General features: G+C 65.1%; 17 protein-coding genes. 6 read left to right on the top strand and 11 right to left on the bottom strand.

Annotated features, from left to right (window positions below; translation table 11 throughout):
* Nucleotides 1-146: 146 nt before the first annotated feature.
* The 4 genes from CK219_RS15070 to CK219_RS15055 all read right to left on the bottom strand — a co-directional run bounded on the left by CK219_RS15070 (nt 147) and on the right by CK219_RS15055 (nt 2582).
* Nucleotides 147-572: a DUF1178 family protein gene (locus CK219_RS15070; RefSeq protein WP_095767519.1), complete on the bottom strand. Its 426-nt coding sequence runs from the start codon at nt 570-572 to the stop codon at nt 147-149.
* Entirely contained in the window at nt 569-1435 is an 867-nt protein-coding gene (locus CK219_RS15065; protein ID WP_095767518.1) for a carbon-nitrogen hydrolase family protein, read from the bottom strand. Before CK219_RS15065 ends, CK219_RS15070 begins: the two co-directional genes overlap by 4 nt.
* 2 nt (nt 1436-1437) lie before the next feature.
* Nucleotides 1438-1707, bottom strand: coding sequence for a glutaredoxin 3 (grxC, locus tag CK219_RS15060; RefSeq protein ID WP_095767517.1), 270 nt, complete (start codon nt 1705-1707; stop codon nt 1438-1440).
* A gap of 74 nt (nt 1708-1781) precedes the next feature.
* The gene (locus tag CK219_RS15055) at nt 1782-2582 is read right to left on the bottom strand and encodes a ComF family protein (protein WP_095767516.1); all 801 of its coding nucleotides are present in this window, start codon (nt 2580-2582) and stop codon (nt 1782-1784) included.
* A 64-nt stretch (nt 2583-2646) separates the two neighbouring features.
* Between CK219_RS15055 and CK219_RS15050 the strand changes: the two genes are divergently transcribed.
* Nucleotides 2647-3519 carry a methyltransferase domain-containing protein gene (locus CK219_RS15050; protein WP_095767515.1) on the top strand — a complete coding sequence of 291 codons (873 nt, stop codon included), beginning with the start codon at nt 2647-2649 and terminating at the stop codon, nt 3517-3519.
* A gap of 17 nt (nt 3520-3536) precedes the next feature.
* Here CK219_RS15050 and CK219_RS15045 read toward each other — a convergent pair whose 3' ends face one another.
* From CK219_RS15045 to argJ, 5 genes are all read right to left on the bottom strand, one after another.
* Nucleotides 3537-3716: a Flp family type IVb pilin gene (locus CK219_RS15045; protein WP_095767573.1), complete on the bottom strand. Its 180-nt coding sequence runs from the start codon at nt 3714-3716 to the stop codon at nt 3537-3539.
* 111 nt (nt 3717-3827) lie between these two features.
* Nucleotides 3828-4148, bottom strand: coding sequence for a hypothetical protein (locus tag CK219_RS15040; protein WP_095767514.1), 321 nt, complete (start codon nt 4146-4148; stop codon nt 3828-3830).
* Nucleotides 4149-4312: 164 nt separating this feature from the next.
* Nucleotides 4313-4735, bottom strand: coding sequence for a (deoxy)nucleoside triphosphate pyrophosphohydrolase (locus tag CK219_RS15035; protein ID WP_095767513.1), 423 nt, complete (start codon nt 4733-4735; stop codon nt 4313-4315).
* Entirely contained in the window at nt 4732-5511 is a 780-nt protein-coding gene (locus CK219_RS15030; RefSeq protein ID WP_176477018.1) for a GNAT family N-acetyltransferase, read from the bottom strand. The genes CK219_RS15035 and CK219_RS15030 overlap by 4 nt, the downstream gene beginning before the upstream one ends.
* On the bottom strand, nt 5511-6752 hold the full coding sequence (gene argJ / locus CK219_RS15025) for a bifunctional glutamate N-acetyltransferase/amino-acid acetyltransferase ArgJ (RefSeq protein ID WP_095767512.1): 1242 nt from the start codon (nt 6750-6752) through the stop codon (nt 5511-5513). Before argJ ends, CK219_RS15030 begins: the two co-directional genes overlap by 1 nt.
* 191 nt (nt 6753-6943) lie before the next feature.
* Between argJ and CK219_RS15020 the strand changes: the two genes are divergently transcribed.
* Nucleotides 6944-7537, top strand: coding sequence for a TetR/AcrR family transcriptional regulator (locus tag CK219_RS15020; RefSeq protein WP_095767511.1), 594 nt, complete (start codon nt 6944-6946; stop codon nt 7535-7537).
* A gap of 60 nt (nt 7538-7597) precedes the next feature.
* Here CK219_RS15020 and CK219_RS15015 read toward each other — a convergent pair whose 3' ends face one another.
* Complete coding sequence (locus tag CK219_RS15015) at nt 7598-8515, bottom strand: peptidylprolyl isomerase (RefSeq protein WP_095767510.1); 918 nt, start codon at nt 8513-8515, stop codon at nt 7598-7600.
* Between the two features lie 263 nt (nt 8516-8778).
* Here CK219_RS15015 and secA point away from each other — a divergent pair, with 263 nt between their 5' ends.
* Complete coding sequence (secA, locus tag CK219_RS15010; RefSeq protein WP_095767509.1) at nt 8779-11511, top strand: preprotein translocase subunit SecA; 2733 nt, start codon at nt 8779-8781, stop codon at nt 11509-11511.
* 102 nt (nt 11512-11613) lie between these two features.
* On the opposite strand, the gene CK219_RS15005 is transcribed toward secA, so the two are convergent.
* Nucleotides 11614-14199 carry a LuxR family transcriptional regulator gene (locus CK219_RS15005; RefSeq protein ID WP_095767508.1) on the bottom strand — a complete coding sequence of 862 codons (2586 nt, stop codon included), beginning with the start codon at nt 14197-14199 and terminating at the stop codon, nt 11614-11616.
* 243 nt (nt 14200-14442) lie between these two features.
* Between CK219_RS15005 and CK219_RS15000 the strand changes: the two genes are divergently transcribed.
* The 3 genes from CK219_RS15000 (at nt 14443) to CK219_RS14990 (ending at nt 15684) form a co-directional block, all read left to right on the top strand.
* The gene (locus CK219_RS15000) at nt 14443-14715 is read left to right on the top strand and encodes a DUF4242 domain-containing protein (RefSeq protein ID WP_095767571.1); all 273 of its coding nucleotides are present in this window, start codon (nt 14443-14445) and stop codon (nt 14713-14715) included.
* Nucleotides 14716-14767: 52 nt separating this feature from the next.
* Nucleotides 14768-14977, top strand: a complete 210-nt coding sequence (locus CK219_RS14995; RefSeq protein WP_245340484.1) for a hypothetical protein — start codon at nt 14768-14770, stop codon at nt 14975-14977.
* Nucleotides 14978-15231: 254 nt separating this feature from the next.
* Nucleotides 15232-15684: a hypothetical protein gene (locus tag CK219_RS14990; protein ID WP_095767569.1), complete on the top strand. Its 453-nt coding sequence runs from the start codon at nt 15232-15234 to the stop codon at nt 15682-15684.
* Nucleotides 15685-15800: the final 116 nt, after the last annotated feature.

The raw sequence follows: 15800 nt of genomic DNA, 5'->3' as shown, positions 1-15800 counted from the left end.
CGCCAAGGTGTATTGAGATTCAGGTCAGGCCCAGCCGAGAATGGTGGCTTACGAGAACCGGAGCGGAGCGTACTTAAAGTACGTGAGCACCGGAAGCGCAGGAAGCCGCCATTCGCAGGCCGGCATCACCTGAATATCAACACACCTCAGTTCCGGTCGTCCGGAAAGCTCGGAATCGGCATGAACTCGACGCCGTCCTCGACGAGGCTTTGCGCCTCTTCCGGCGTCGCTTCGCCATAGATGCCACGCGGATCGGTCTCGCCGAAATGGATCTTGCGCGCTTCCTCGGCAAACTTGTCGCCGACATAGTCGGCATTTTCGCGTACCTTCTGGGCCAGTGCCTTGAGCTGCGCCAGCGCCTGCTTCTGCGCCTCGCCGATGGCCAAAGCGACCTTCTCTCGGCTGCGGGACGTTGAGACGGCGGGCGCCATCAGCGCCTTCTCTATCATGTGCGAGCCGCAGCGCGGGCAATCGACAAAACCGCGCTTCTTCTGGGTGTCGAAGTCGTCATTGCTGCGGAACCAGGCTTCGAATTCGTGCTCGTGTTCGCAGATCAGGGAAAAACGGATCAAGAGGCGGCACCCCTGAAACGCGGCGCTTCGCTTGTCCCGGCATTGACGGTGAAATCCCGCGCGTTCTTCAGATTGGGGATCTTGCGGCGCGCGGCAAGCGACTGCGCCGGATCGATCTCGGCGACGATCACCCCGGGTTCGTCATGCGCGGCCTCGGCGACGATGCGCCCCCACGGATCGACGATCAGCGAATGGCCATAAGTTTCGCGCCCGTCCTCATGCAGGCCGCCCTGCGCGGCGGCGATGACATAGGCGCCGTTCTCGATGGCGCGGGCGCGCAACAGCACATGCCAATGCGCCTCGCCGGTCTGGCGCGTGAAAGCGGCCGGCACCGTCAGCACCTCGGCCCCGGCCATCGCCTCGGCGCGAAACAGTTGCGGAAAGCGCAGGTCGTAGCACACCGCAAAGCCCAGCCTCGTCCCCTCGATATCGGTCACGACCGCTTCCGTTCCCGGCTCGTAGGAGGCGGATTCACGCCAGCTCTCGCCATTGTCGAGGTCGACATCGAACATATGGATCTTGTCGTAACCGGCAATAAGGGCCCCGTCGGGCGAGAACAGGAACGCGCGGTTGGCGAGCTTGCCGTCGGCGCGCAGAATCGCCGTCGAGCCGACATGCAGATGAATGCCGAGCTCCTTCGCCAGCCTGCGCGCGGTCGCGACGACCACGTCCTTGTCCTCGGTGGTGAAGGCGGCCGCCCCCGCCTGCTTGTCGCGGATCAGCGCACCGGTCATTTCCGGCGTCAGGACGTAGGTGGCGCCCCGATGAGCGGCATCGCGGACCAGCCTTTCCATGTCGGCCGCATTGCGCTCCGGGCTGGTTCCCGAACGCATCTGCACCGCCGCCGCCTTGAAAACACCCATGATCAAGCCCTCGCTTCGTTGGCAAGCAGCACGTCCAGCCGCCCCTGCGACTCCAATTCATGGAGATCGTCGCAGCCGCCGACATGCGTGTCGCCGATGAATATCTGCGGAAAAGTGGTGCGCCCATGTGCCCGTGAAATCATTTCCTGACGCAATGCCGGCGAGAATGAAGCGTCGTGCTCGGTATAGGTCACACCCTTGCGCTCGAGCAACCGCTTGGCGGCCGTGCAATAGCCGCACATCATGCGCGTATAGATCGTCACATCGACCATCAGCAAAATCCTGCCTGTGCACGTCGCCCAACGCTTGTGCGTAAACGACCTGCACCGAAACAACAACTTAAGCACTATATAGTTGCAGACTCATCGGCTCGGAAGTCCCCCGGCAGAACGCGCGCGAAGGTCAGAACGTCGACCGCTCCGGCGCCGCCTTTCTTCAGCGCCTTGGCGACGGCCCGCACCGTTGCGCCGGTGGTATAGACATCGTCGACCACGAGCACCCGGCGCCCCGCTGTCTCGATTTCAGCGTCCGGCGGGACGCGAAACGCGGCGCGCACATTCTCCTCGCGCTCGTGCCGTTCGAGCCCGACCTGCTGGCGCGTCAACTTCACGCGCCTGACCGCGGATGGCGAGAAGGGCAGCCCGCCGAGCTTTGCAACGGCCCGACCGAGTTCCGCGGACTGGTTGTACTGGCGCCGGAAGAAGCGCCGCCAGTGCAACGGCACCGGCACGACCAGGTCGGCCTCCGCAATCAGTTCGGCGCCGGCCCGCATCATCCAGTTCGCCATCCAGGGCGCGAGGTCGGTGCGGTCCTGATATTTCAGCCCTTGCACCATCTGCCGCGCGACGCCCGAATAGAGGACGGCGGCCCGCGCCCGCTCGAAGGGCGGCGGATCGGCGAGCGCCTCGGCGGAAAGAAACCCCTCGCCCATGTCGTGGGTGAAGGGCGTGCCCATCACCGGGCACCAGGGTTTTTCCAGCAATCTAAGCTTCGGCCAGCAGGCGCCGCACAGCACGCCGGGTTGCGACACATGACGACGGCAGCTGGCGCAAACCGGCGGGAACAACAGGCGCGCCGGCCAGGCCAGTGCCTGCCGCGTCATATCCTGGACCGCTGTGGTCTTGATCTTGCGCACCGGATCGGCCACGTGAAAGGAAACCCGCGCAACCTTAACACCACTCCGGCACGCGCGGACAACAGGAAGCTTTTCATTGCAGCCCTTGATCGACACCGAGCTCTGGCTCGCTCGCAAGCGCCGGGCACTCGCGCGCCCCGTCGAAGGCGCCGATTTCCTGATGCGCCGCGCCGCGGAGGACCTTGCCGACCGGCTGGGCGCCGTCGAACGCCGCTTCGGCAAGGCGGCCGCGCTGTTCTGCCAGACGTCAGCGGCCGCGGACGTGCTTGCCGACAGCGGCAAGGTCGGCGAAATCGTGCGCGTCGAGATGGACGAAGCGCTTCTGGCCGGCGGCACCGGGCTGGTAGCGCCGCCTGAGACCGTGCCGTTCGAGGAGGCGAGCCTCGATCTCGTCGTCTCCCTGCTCTCATTGCATGCCATGAACGACATTCCCGGCATGCTTGCGCAAATCCGCAGGGCGTTGCGACCGGACGGGCTTTTCCTCGGCGCTTTCGCCGGCGCGGGCACATTGGCGGAATTGCGCGAGAGCATGCTGGCGGTCGAGACGGAGCTTTACGGCGGCGCAAGCCCGCGCATTCTTCCCTTCACGGACGTACGCGACGCCGGTGCGCTGTTGCAACGCGCCGGCCTGGCATTGCCGGTCGCCGATGTCGAAACGGTCGCGGTGCGTTACGACACGCTGTTCGACCTCGCCGCCGACCTGCGCGCCATGGGCGAAACAAGCGCGCTCGTCGATCGCAGCCGCAGGCCGGTCGGCAGACGGCTTTTTGCCCGCGCCGCGGAACTCTACGCCGAGCGGTTTGCGGATCCGGATGGCCGTATCCGCGCGAGTTTTTCGATTGTCTGGATGTCCGGCTGGGCGCCCGACGCCTCGCAGCAAAAGCCGCTCAAGCCGGGATCCGCCAAGGTCTCGCTCAAGGCGGTCCTGGAGAACCCGTCCAGGACCTGAGCGCCCCCGTGATGCCGTCAGTGAGCGAAGGCGTTGGCAAGCTTGCTGTTGTTGTCGGTGAACAGCCACACCAGCCCGTCTGCCGCCTGTTTGACCCCGGCAATGATGGCCAGCGACAACACCGCGACGATCAGACCATATTCGACGGCCGTAGCGCCCGTTTCGTCTTGGATGAATTGCTGCAGCAGGTTTTTCATGATCATCGATCCCTAATGCAGAAACTCTAATGTCCTACCCGTTAAGAAAGGTTAACGGCAAAAGCTTAACAGCGAGTGAAACGCCGTCGCGCCGGAAAATCATTAACCAAGTCAGCACTCGCCGCTGCGGCTGCCGTCGTTGCGGATGACGCAGATTGAACTGGGCAAGGGCTGCAGCACGCTGCGGCGCACCGTATATGTATTGGGGCGATGGCCGATCGATCCGGTCGCGGTCATGTCGAGCCCGCCCGCGAAGCCGTCGCGAACGCTCTGCGGCCGGGTCTGGTTGTCCAGGAAAGGCGTTGCGATCAGCGCCAGCGCCACCGCCGCCGAGCCGAAGAGAAGCGTGATCCGCAGGATGCCCATGCCGGCGTCCACCGCGCGAAATCCGCGGTCGGGCCGGATCGAATCCCAGTCTCTTTCAAGGCTCATGCCGTGTTTCCCAGTCATCGACGATATCGCCGCGCGAAACGGCCTCGCGCAATTTTTCACGTCGAGATAAATCTTCCATTAACGCTGACTAAACCAGTTCCCGGAACGCCCGGAAACACTCGGCCGCCCGGGAAACGCCGACCTGCCGCCAAGTCGGCGCGAAACTACAAAAGATCGATGAGGAACTGGATCAGCGGCGCGTCGGCCGGCGGCATCGGATAGTCGCGCATCTGCCGCGGCCTGACCCATTTGAGCCCCTGGCCTTCCCGGGGCTGCGCGATACCACGAAAGCGGCGGCAGACATAGAGCGGCATCAAGAGATGGAAATCGTCATAGGAATGGCTGGCGAAGGTGAGCGGCGCCAGGCATGGGATCTCGGTCTCGATGCCGAGTTCCTCATGCAACTCGCGCACCAGGCACTCCTCCGGCGTCTCGCCGGGCTCGACCTTGCCGCCTGGAAACTCCCACAGGCCGGCAAGCTGCTTGCCTTCCGGGCGCTGCGCCAGAAGCACGCGCCGGTCGGTATCGACCAGCGCGCAGGCGGCGACCAGCAGCAGTCGCTTTCCGGCCGGCTTGACCTCGCTCATGCGCCCGGCGGCCGACGATAGTGGTAGCGATAGACTTCCTCGAAGCCGAGCGACCGATAGAGCGAGAGCGCCGGCAGATTGCCGGCCTCGACCTGTAGCCAGGCCTCGCGCGCGCCGCGCAGCCGTGCCCATTTCAGCGCCGACAGGATGAGATTGCGGCCATGGCCCTTCTTGCGCGCCGACTTTTCGGTGGCGACCTCGAACAGACCCGCGAGATCGCCGTCATGAACGCAGATCAGCGTCGCCAGCGGCTCGTTGCCGTCCTCGAGCGCGAACAGCCCCGCTTCCGGCTGGATGGCGCCGATGACCTCGGACAGGCCGGGCCGCAGCGAGGCGTCCGAGCCGCTCGTCCTCAGCGAAGCGCCGATGAAACGGCTGATGTCCTTGAGCGGAATCTGGTCCATGGCCGCGCCAAGCTCGACCTCCTTCAGCGGCAACCGCATCACCAGGGATTCGTCGAACATGTTCCAGCCGGCCTTGTCGAGATGCGTGGACAAGACCTGTCCCGACAGCGGCGACATGCGAAAGGTGAGCGGCCTGCCATAGGCGTCGAAGCGTCTTGCGGCGCGGCCGATGCGCTCTTCGATGGCGTGCGTGTCGCCCGGATCGAGCGGATTGACGGAGTTGAGGCGCTTGGCGGGGAGACCTGCTGTCAGCCGCACGACCCAGGTCCCGTCATAATGGACGGCGGCCGCCGGCCAGGCGCGAAAACCCGCCGCCTCGTAGCGACGCACAACCGCGAGCACGCTTGCCGGATGCCTCGACACCGGCGCCATCAGCTCCGGTAATCGCCATTGATGGCGACATATTCCTTGGTGAGGTCGCAGGTCCACACCGTCGCCTTGCCGCGGCCGATGCCGAGATCGGCGCGGATGCGGATATCGTCGCGCTTCATATAGGCCGAGGTCGCTTCCTCCGAATAGGCCGGATCGCGCTCGCCCTCATGCGCCAGGCGGTTGTCGCCGAACCAGATCGACAGCCGGTCGCGGTCGGCCGGCTCGCCGGCCTTGCCGACGGCCATGACCACGCGGCCCCAATTGGCGTCCTCGCCGGCGACGGCCGTCTTGACCAGCGGCGAGTTGGCGATCGAGAGCGCGATGCGCTTGGCCGAGCGGGCGGATTTCGCGCCGGTGACGGTGACCTCGACCTGCTTGCGCGCGCCCTCGCCGTCGCGCACCACCTGCAGCGCCAGCGACTTCAGCACCTTGCGGAGCGCCCGGCGGAAGGCGCCGAGCCGCGCATCCTTGGGATCGCCGATCGGCGGCGCGCCGCGCGCCGCGGCCTTGCCGGTGGCGAAGAAGAGCAGCGTGTCGCTGGTCGAGGTGTCGCTGTCGACGGTCACCGCATTGAAGGTCTTGGCCGTGCCGCGCGACAGCAGGTCCTGCAGCACGGGAGCTGCGATCGGCGCGTCGGTGGCGATGAAGGAGAGCATCGTCGCCATGTCGGGCGCTATCATGCCGGCGCCCTTGGCGATGCCGTTGATGGTGACGTCGGTGTCGCCGAGTTTGACCGTCGCCGTCGCCACCTTCGGATAGGTGTCCGTGGTCATGATCGCCTTGGCCGCCTCGGTCCACTGATCCGGCCTGCCGTCCTTGATCAGGCCGGCGAGCAGATGGCTGAATCTGGTCGTGTCGAGCGGCTCGCCGATGACGCCGGTCGAGGCCAGGAACACCTCGCTCTGCGAACATCCGGCGGCCTTCGCCGCCGCCTCGCCGGTCAGCGCGGTCGAAGCCTGGCCCTTCTTGCCCGTGAAGGCGTTGGCATTGCCGGAATTGACCACCAGGACACGCGCCTTGCCGGCGGGCAGGTTCTGACGGCAGAAGTCGACGGGCGCCGACGGGCATTTCGACCTGGTGAACACGCCGGCGACAGCCGTGCCCGGATCGAAGGCCATGGCCAGCAGGTCGGTTCTGTTGCGGTACTTGATGCCGGCTTCGGCGGTCGCGATGCGCACACCCTCGATGACCGGCATCTTCGGATATTTCTTCGGTGCGAGCGGCGAAATCGTAGCAGACATCGGTATCCCGGAGCGGCAAGAACACGAAAGGAAGGAAGCCGGTTTGCCCGATAGCGCGCGCCGGCGCAAGAGGCGTTCTGGCCGCGCCTTCCCGGCTTGGCCGGCGGCCTTGCAATTGGAAACACGTCGTTTCGTTTCGTCGCTGAAGACAATATGATCAGCTGCAGATTCACCGGCCAAGGAAGACCTCGATGGGCGAAGCCGCCGCTCGCGGGCGCAAGTCGATCGGCGCAAAACGCAGTCCCGAGAGCGCCGATGCCATCCTCAACGCCGCCGAGGCGGTGTTGCGCGAGGCGGGCTATGCCGGCTTCTCGATCGAGGCCGTCGCCCGGCGGGCGCGGGCGGGAAAGCCGACCATCTATCGCTGGTGGCCGAGCAAGGCGGCCCTGCTGATCGAGGTTTACCAGCGGCAGAAGCGCGTCGAGACGCCCGACACCGGGAACGTCGAGGACGATCTGGCCGGCTTCCTCGAGAACCTGTTCGCGCATTGGCGCGACACCCCGTCGGGCAACATCTTCCGCTCGCTGATCGCAGAGGCGCAGTCGGACGAGACGGCCGCGGCCGCGCTTGCCGAATATTCAAAAGGACGCCGCAGCCATACCGGCCGGATGATCGAGCGGGCCAAGGCGCGCGGCGAGGTGGCGGCCGACGTCGATGCCGGGATCGTGGCCGACCTGGTCGCTTCTTTCGCCTGGCGGCATCTGCTGACCGAACGGCTCGACGAGGACAAGGCGGCGATCCGCGCCGCCATTCGCTACATCACGCGGGGCATAATGAACGCTTGACCCCCGAAAGCGAAAGGGCGCCCAAAGGCGCCCTTTCAGAATTATTCAGCCGCAAGCGGATTACTTGCCGGCTTCCAGCGTGTCGATGTCCTTCTTGAGCTTCTCGTCCGGGATCTCGACCTTGGCGGCCGCGCGCAGCTCCTTGACCATGGCGAAATACTTGTCGCGGATCACCGCCTGCTTGGCCTGGTCCTTGACGTCGTCGAAGGCCGGCGGCTGCTTGGCGCGCTTGTCCTCGACCTTGATGACGTGCCAGCCGAACTGCGACTGCACCGGCTCCTTCGAATATTTGCCGACGTCGAGCGCGAACGCCGCCTTGTCGAATTCCGGCACCATCTGCCCCGGGCCGAACCAGCCGAGATCGCCGCCGCTGGTCTTGCCGCTCGGGTCGCTGGTGTGTTCGTTGGCGAGCTTCTGGAAATCGGCGCCGCCGTCGAGCTGCTTGATGATCGCCTCGGCCTCTTCCTTCGTCTTCACGAGGATGTGACGGGCATGGATTTCGTTGACCGGCGGCGTGTTGGCGATCTCCTGGTCATAGCGGGCGCGCACTTCGGCGTCCGTCACCTTGTCGACCACTTCCTTCTCGACGACCTCGCCATGCAGGGCTCGTGCCTGCAGGAAAGCCATGCGACGCTGGAAGTCGGCGTCCTTGTCGAGGCCGCTGTCGACGGCCTTCTTGGCCATGACGCGGATTTCGATCGCCGCTGAGAGGGCCGCCGCGCGGCGCTGTTCAGGCGGCAGTTGCGCGAACTGCTGCGACAGTTCGCCTTCGGCGAGCCGAAGATCGGCCTCGGTCAACTTCTCGCCATTGACGGTGGCGATCACGGCATTGGGATCGACCGGAGCAGCCGCGGGCGCCGTGGCGTCCGGCTGGGCGGGCTTGGTCTCTTGCGCCATCAGCGGCGACAGGCAAAGGGCCGAGAGCCCGAAGGCCAGACCGAGACTGGCGAGCGAGGCGCGGCGGATCGACAGGGACATCAAGATAAACTCCAATGGGGATTGCCAATAAGGATCGCGTGAGCGGAAGGGTTCCAGATCAGTCGAATTGTGGCGGAATTTGGCGCTGCCGATAGGGCTAACGCGGCGTTGACATCGATTGAGCCCCCTCTTATCTGTCCAACGACTTGGCGTCCAGAACCGTTTTCCGGGCGCTTTTTGCGTTTGTCCGCACTCACGCGGATTTGATGGGCCCGCCAGGTGCCTGTCGCAAACGGCTAAATTGCTATCGAAAGGGCCATTGGATGGTCAGTCTCGGCGGTCTCGCCCGTAAGGTTTTCGGTTCTTCCAACGACCGCCGCGTCAAGTCGACCCGGCCAAGGGTCGAAGCCATCAACGCCATGGAAAACGAGATGCGGGCGCTTTCCGATGCCGAGCTCGCGGGGCGCACGGAAAAGTTCCGCCAGGATCTCGCCAACGGCGCTGCGCTCGACGATCTCTTGGTTCCGGCCTTCGCCACGGTGCGCGAGGCCGCCCGCCGCGTGCTTGGCATGCGTCCCTTTGACGTGCAATTGATCGGTGGCATGGTGCTGCACAATGGCGGCATCGCCGAGATGCGCACCGGCGAGGGCAAGACGCTGGTCGCCACCTTGCCGGTTTACCTCAATGCGCTCGCCGGCAAGGGCGTGCATGTTGTCACCGTCAACGACTATCTCGCCAAGCGCGACGCCGAATGGATGGGCCGCGTCTACAAATTCCTCGGCCTCAACGTCGGCGTCATCGTCCACGGCCTTTCCGACGAGGAACGCCGTGAGGCCTATGCCTGCGACGTCACCTATGCCACCAACAACGAGCTCGGCTTCGACTATCTGCGCGACAACATGAAGTATGAGCGCTCGCAGATGGTGCAGCGTGGACACTCGTACGCCATCGTCGACGAGGTCGATTCCATCCTGGTCGACGAAGCGCGCACGCCGCTGATCATTTCCGGTCCGCTCGAAGACCGCTCGGAAATGTACAACACCATCGACGCTTTCATGCTGAAGCTCGGCCCGGCCGACTATGAGGTCGACGAGAAGCAGAAGACGACGATCTTCACCGAGGACGGCACCGAGAAGCTGGAAAACATGCTGCGCGACGCCGGCCTGTTGAAAGGCGAGTCGCTCTATGACGTCGAGAACGTCGCCATCGTCCATCACGTCAACAACGCGCTGAAGGCGCATCTGTTGTTCCAGAAGGACAGGGACTACATCGTGCGCAACGGCGAGATCGTCATCATCGACGAGTTCACCGGCCGCATGATGCCGGGCCGCCGCTATTCGGAAGGCCTGCACCAGGCGCTCGAGGCCAAGGAGCACGTTCAGATCCAGCCCGAGAACCAGACGCTGGCCTCCGTCACCTTCCAGAACTATTTCCGCCTCTACAAGAAGCTCGCCGGCATGACCGGCACGGCGCTGACCGAGGCGGAGGAATTCGGCAACATCTACGGCCTCGAGGTCACCGAAATCCCGACCAACCTGCCGGTCATCCGCAAGGATGAGGACGATGAGGTCTACCGGACGGTCGAGGAGAAGTACAAGGCGATCGTCAGGGAAATCCGCGAAGCCAGCGCCAAAGGCCAGCCGACGCTGGTCGGCACCACCTCGATCGAGAAATCCGAGCAGCTGGCCGAGCGCTTGCGCAAGGACGGGTTCAAGGACTTCGAAGTGCTGAACGCCCGTCACCACGAGCGCGAGGCGGCCATCGTCGCCCAGGCCGGCAAGCCCGGCGCCATCACCATCGCCACCAACATGGCCGGCCGCGGCACCGACATCAAGCTCGGCGGCAATGCCGAGATGCGCATCGCGGAGGAACTTGGAGACATGCCCGAGGGCCCCGAGCGCGAGGCCAGGGAAAGGGAAATTCACGCCGACGTCGAGCGCCTGAGGGAAAAGGCGCTGGCTGCCGGCGGCCTCTATGTTCTGGCCACCGAACGCCACGAATCGCGCCGCATCGACAACCAGCTTAGAGGTCGTTCAGGAAGGCAGGGCGATCCCGGCCGCTCGAAATTCTTCCTGTCGCTGCAGGACGATCTGATGCGCATCTTCGGCTCCGAGCGCATGGACGGCATGCTGCAGAAGCTCGGCCTCAAGGAAGACGAGGCGATCATCCATCCCTGGATCAACAAGGCGCTCGAGAAAGCGCAGAAGAAGGTCGAGGCGCGCAACTTCGACATCCGCAAGAACCTCCTGAAATATGACGACGTTGCCAACGACCAGCGCAAGGCGGTGTTCCAGCGGCGCATCGAGCTGATGGACGGAGAAGGTCTCGCCGAAACCATTGCCGAGATGCGCGAAGGCGTCATCGAGGAGATCGTCGCCAAGAACATCCCCGAAAACGCCTATGCCGAGCAGTGGAACGTCGCCGGTCTCAAGGAGGAAGTGGCGCAGTACCTCAACCTCGACCTGCCGGTCGAGGAATGGGTCAAGGAAGAAGGCATCGCCGAGGACGACATTCGCGAGCGCATCACGGCCGCCGCCGACGCCGCCGCCAAGGAGCGCGCCGACCGCTTCGGCCCCGATGTGATGAACTATGTCGAACGCTCGGTGGTGCTGCAGACGCTCGACCATCTGTGGCGCGAGCACATCGTCAACCTCGACCATCTGCGCTCGGTCGTCGGCTTCCGCGGCTACGCCCAGCGCGACCCGCTGCAGGAATACAAGAGCGAGGCCTTCGAGCTGTTCCAGGCCATGCTCGGCAATCTGGAGCAGGCCGTCACCGCACAGCTGATGCGCGTCGAGCTGGTGCGCCAGGCGGCCGATGCGCCGCCGCCTGAAGCGCCCGAGATGTTCGGCAGCCATATCGACGGCTCCACCGGCGAGGATGATTTCCAGGGCGGCGAGACCGCGCTTCTGGTGCGTCAGGACACCAACGCCGTCGTCGCACCGGAAAACCGCGATCCGAAGAACCCCGCGAGCTGGGGCAAGGTCGGCCGCAACGAACTCTGCCCCTGCGGCTCCGGCAAGAAGTACAAGCACTGCCACGGCACGTTCGCCTGACGCCTATTTCCTTCTCCCCGTTCAACGGGGAGAAGGTGCCCGAAGGGCGGATGAGGGGCAGCGCCGGGGCCGGCGGTTTCCTTCAGGTGCAGAAAACAAGCCTCACACCAGACCCGACGCGCGCGCCGCGGCAGCCGCTTCGCCGCGCGAGATGACCTCCAGCTTCTCCAGCACGGCCGAAACGTGGTGATCGACCGTCTTGGGCGAAATGGTCAGATGCGCGGCGATCTTCTTGTTGGAAAAGCCTCGCTCGAGAAGTTCCAGGACTTCCATCTGGCGCTGCGTGAGGCCGGCCTGGTTGGCGCGCGTCGCCTGTCGCGGCCCTCTCGCGATGTGACTGACGCCGCTTTCCCGCATGAGGCTGCGCGCCTGCTGCGCGACCGCCCTCGCGCCAAGGTCCTCGAAAATGGCGAGTGCCTCGCGCTGCGCCGCTTCGTCGCCGAGCAGCAAGGCCATTGCCTGTTCGAAAGGCGCCCCCATTTCGGCCCATAGGCTGGCGGCGGCGCGCCAGTCGCCCGTCAGTTGCAGGCGGTGCGGCTCCGCCATGCCGTCCGTGTCGCCGGGTTCGGATCCCGGCGACAACAGTTCCCGCCAGGTGGCAAGTTCGCCGAACACGGCCGGCGTTGGCGCGAGATTTTCGGCAACCGCGATCAGCCGCAAGGCTTCCTGCTTGTCGGCTTGTCCAAGCCAGGCCGATTCGGCCAGCACCTGGGCAAACGCCACGAGGCGCTGCAGCTCCATGCCCTTGTCCAGGAACCGCCTCATCTCTTCGACGATCGGCTCGGCCGACGGGTCGCCGCGGCGGATGCGCAATTGTGCCAGCGCCACCAGCGACGGATAGCGCACCAGCGGCGTCGTTGCGTCGTCGTCGACAACCTCATGCGCCATTGTCGCGGCGTCGTTCCAGAAGCCGCGGCGAAGCAAAAGCTGCGCCTGCACGCCGCGCATGTAGTCGCGCCATGTCGCGAGATCGTTCTCGACGCAATAGCCGATGCCGCGATTCAGGAACGACGCCGCCTCCTTGAAGTTGAGCCTGTTCATCTCGACGCAGGCGCAGTTCGTGAAGGCGCGCGCCGCATGCTCCTGGTAGTTGCCCGACAGCGCAATCCCAAGGCTGCGGGCGAGATCGCGCCGCCCCTTGGCAAAATCCAGCCATTGTCGGGCGGCGCCGACATTGTTCAGCGCATGACACAGAATGTCCGCCCGGTTGAGCCGCTCCGCCAGCTCGACCGCCTTGCCGCCGAGCGAAAGGGCGTCCTCGAGCCGCTCGGCCAACATCGCCAGTTGCGAGAGGTTCGAATAAGCCATCGCCAGCTCGGCGCTGTCGGGCGCGGTCTCCAGAAGCCCCACGGCCTGCTCTCCGAACCGATCCGCTGCCTCGCGATCGCCGAGCAGATAGGCAAAGCGCGAGAGGCATCTGAGGCTGTCGCCTTCCTTGAGCCGGTCGCCCAGCGCCTGGCGCAGCTGGCGCGCCCGGCCTTGCGCCTCCATCGCCGCCTCGACGCGGCCGATCAGGTGGCACTCGAAGGCATGCCCCTCGTAGAGCTCCGCCCGCTTTTCGATCGGCAGGATATCCGCATAGCGCAGCGCGACCTCGTAATAGCCCGCCGCATCGCGATGCGCGCCGACGCGGGATGCCTCGCGCGCGGCAACCGGCGCGAGCTCGCGCACCACGTCAAGGTTTTGTGCTTCCACGGCATGATGCACCAGCCTTGCGGTGGCGACTTGCGGATTTTCCCGTAACGCCGCCAGCGCGCGCTCATTGTACTCGCGTCGTTTGCTGGGCGTCAGCGCCATCTCGATGGCCGTGCGGGCGATCTCGTGCCGGAAAGCATAGCCATCGCCGAAATCCTCGAGGAGGCCGTTGGCGACGCATTCGGCGAGCTGGCCGGCGGCGGCGATCCCGCAAAGGCCGCTCAGCGCCCAGGCATCGGCGCGGCGCGGAAACACCGAGACCGCGTCGAGCATCGAGCGGGCGCCGGGCGACAATCTTTCGGCGCGCGCCAGCACGGCGTCGCGGACGCTCGCCGGCAACGCGCCATCGACCGCGGCGGCGAGCAGCTCGGTGACGAAGAAGGCGTTGCCCGCCGTTGCGCGGTAGATCGCGTCGCCGTCGCGCGCGGCCGCCGCGGCGAGCGAGAGCACCGCGCTTTCGCTGAGCAGCGGCACTTCTATGCGTTGGATGTTGCCGGCCGGTATCTCGCCGAGCGCCCGGCGTACGCGCATCTGTCCTTCGCTGCGGTCGGTGCGCGCCGTGATCAGAAGCAGGATGTGCGTGTTTGCAATGCGCCGGCCGAGGAAACGCACGAAATCGAGCGTCGCGTCATCGGCCCAGTGCAGGTCCTCGATGACGAGCAGGGATGGACCTTTCGCTTCGAAAACGTCGAGCGCCTCGGAAAACAATGGCAGCCGCTGCACCTGGCTGTCGTCGATCGCTCGCGGTGGCTCCCACTGCGCCTCGCGCGCCAGATCGTAAAGCGGCCCCAGGGGATCGGGAATGGAGAGATCCTCGCAGGCGCTGCGAAGCACGGTCAGGTCCTTGCCCAAGCGGCTTGCGAACGCCTCGGCCAGCGCCGTCTTGCCGGCGCCGGCTTCTCCCGACAGGACCACGACGCGGCCGCGGCCGCCTGTTGCATCCGCCAGCAAGGCATTCATTTGCTGCAGTTGCGTCTGCCGTTCCAGAAGCATCGTCACTCTCTCACGAAATCAGAATTTCCATCGTGGCGGGCCGCCGCCGCGATAACGCGGGAAACGGCACCGAAATGTGACTTTCCACACACTGAGGTGCCATCTTCCACATAAAACGTCGCAAAGATAGGGAATCGTCCCGGTCAATATGGGGAATGGCTCCGATGCGCGCCTGCCGCGAAGGTGATTTCTGCTGGGTCGCGCTTGAACCGAGCGCAATTCACCAATGAAAGGAAACCGATCGTGCCTCGTTACCTGATTGAACGTACCTTCCCCGATGGGCTTCACGTGCCGATGAACGATGCCGGCGCAACCGCGATGGGCGGCGTCATCGCCCGCAATGCCGAGAAAGGCGTCACCTGGGTGCAATCCTTCGTCTCGCCGGACAAGAGCAAGAGCTTCTGCATTTACGATGCGCCCTCGCCGGAGGCGATCCGCAGCACCGCGCAGAAGAATTCGCTTCCCGTCGACAAGATCACGGAGGTCCGGGTCCTCGACCCGTACTTTTATCGCTGATCGGGCAGATCATGTCGGGCAGACCATACCCGTCGCCGGCGGACCTGACGCCGTGCCAGAAGACGAGGCTGCATCCGCCGCGGCGGACATCGTCCCGTCACGGCGCGGCTTCATGCGACGGGCTGTGTCGGCGTTGCTTTCGCCCCTGCGAAACCGGCGACGCCTTCTGCCGCCGCAGGACGGCTACCTGAGACGCGACATCGGCCTGCACGAGCGGGAAAACCCGCGCGAATACTGGGAATATTGGTGGCATCACAGCTGATCCCGCACCGGGCTATTCCAGGAAGACTGCGCAGTGGTTTTCCGTCCGGAATTGCGCAAAACAAAGACTTGGAGCGGTTCGTTCGGTGAACCGCTCTGGTCAGGATCAGCGACCATCCCTTTTAGCGACAGCGCCGCCGGCGTTCGGAGTTGGCTTACCGGTCGACTGCCGCCGCTTGCGCGCCTCAATTGGAGAGACAAATGAACATTCAGACCTTAATCAAATGCGTTATCGGCGCTTCTGCCTCGATCATCATGCTGATGGCGGGCGCGGCCACGGCCGAAACCGTCAATCCGCTCGCCGAAAAGGTGCGGACGCTCGACAGCCGCTTCGAGGACGTTGCCGTGGCGAAAGCCGAAGGCTACGCGCCGATCCCCTGCGCCAGCGGCCTCACCGGCGGCGCCATGGGCATCCACTACGTCAACGCCGCCTATTTGAAGGACGACGCCGTCGACGTCGCCAAGCCGGAAGCGGTGATGTACGAGCCGATGGCCGACGGCACACTGAAGCTGATCGCCGTCGAATACATCACCGCGAAGGGCCCGGCCTCGCTCGAAGGCCATCTGTTCAACTTCAACACCGCGCCCAACCGCTACGGCCTCGGCCCGTTCTACGAGTTGCATGTCTGGGCCTGGAAGCAAAACCCCACCGGCGCCTTCGCCGACATGAACCCGAATGTGTCCTGCGACGCTATGCAGGGGATGTAGGGCGCCTCTTGCCTTCTCCCCTTGTGGGGTCCGAAGGACGGGCGAGACCCGTGGCTCGCCCCGGGCGGTGGATCGGCGCGATAGCGCCGAGACGGATGAGGGGTGTTCCAGCGGAG

The organism is Mesorhizobium sp. WSM4313 (assembly GCF_002294725.1).
Lineage (GTDB): Bacteria > Pseudomonadota > Alphaproteobacteria > Rhizobiales > Rhizobiaceae > Mesorhizobium.
Note: the sequence above shows the minus strand (reverse complement) of the source record. Positions and strands in the feature narration are given on the sequence as shown.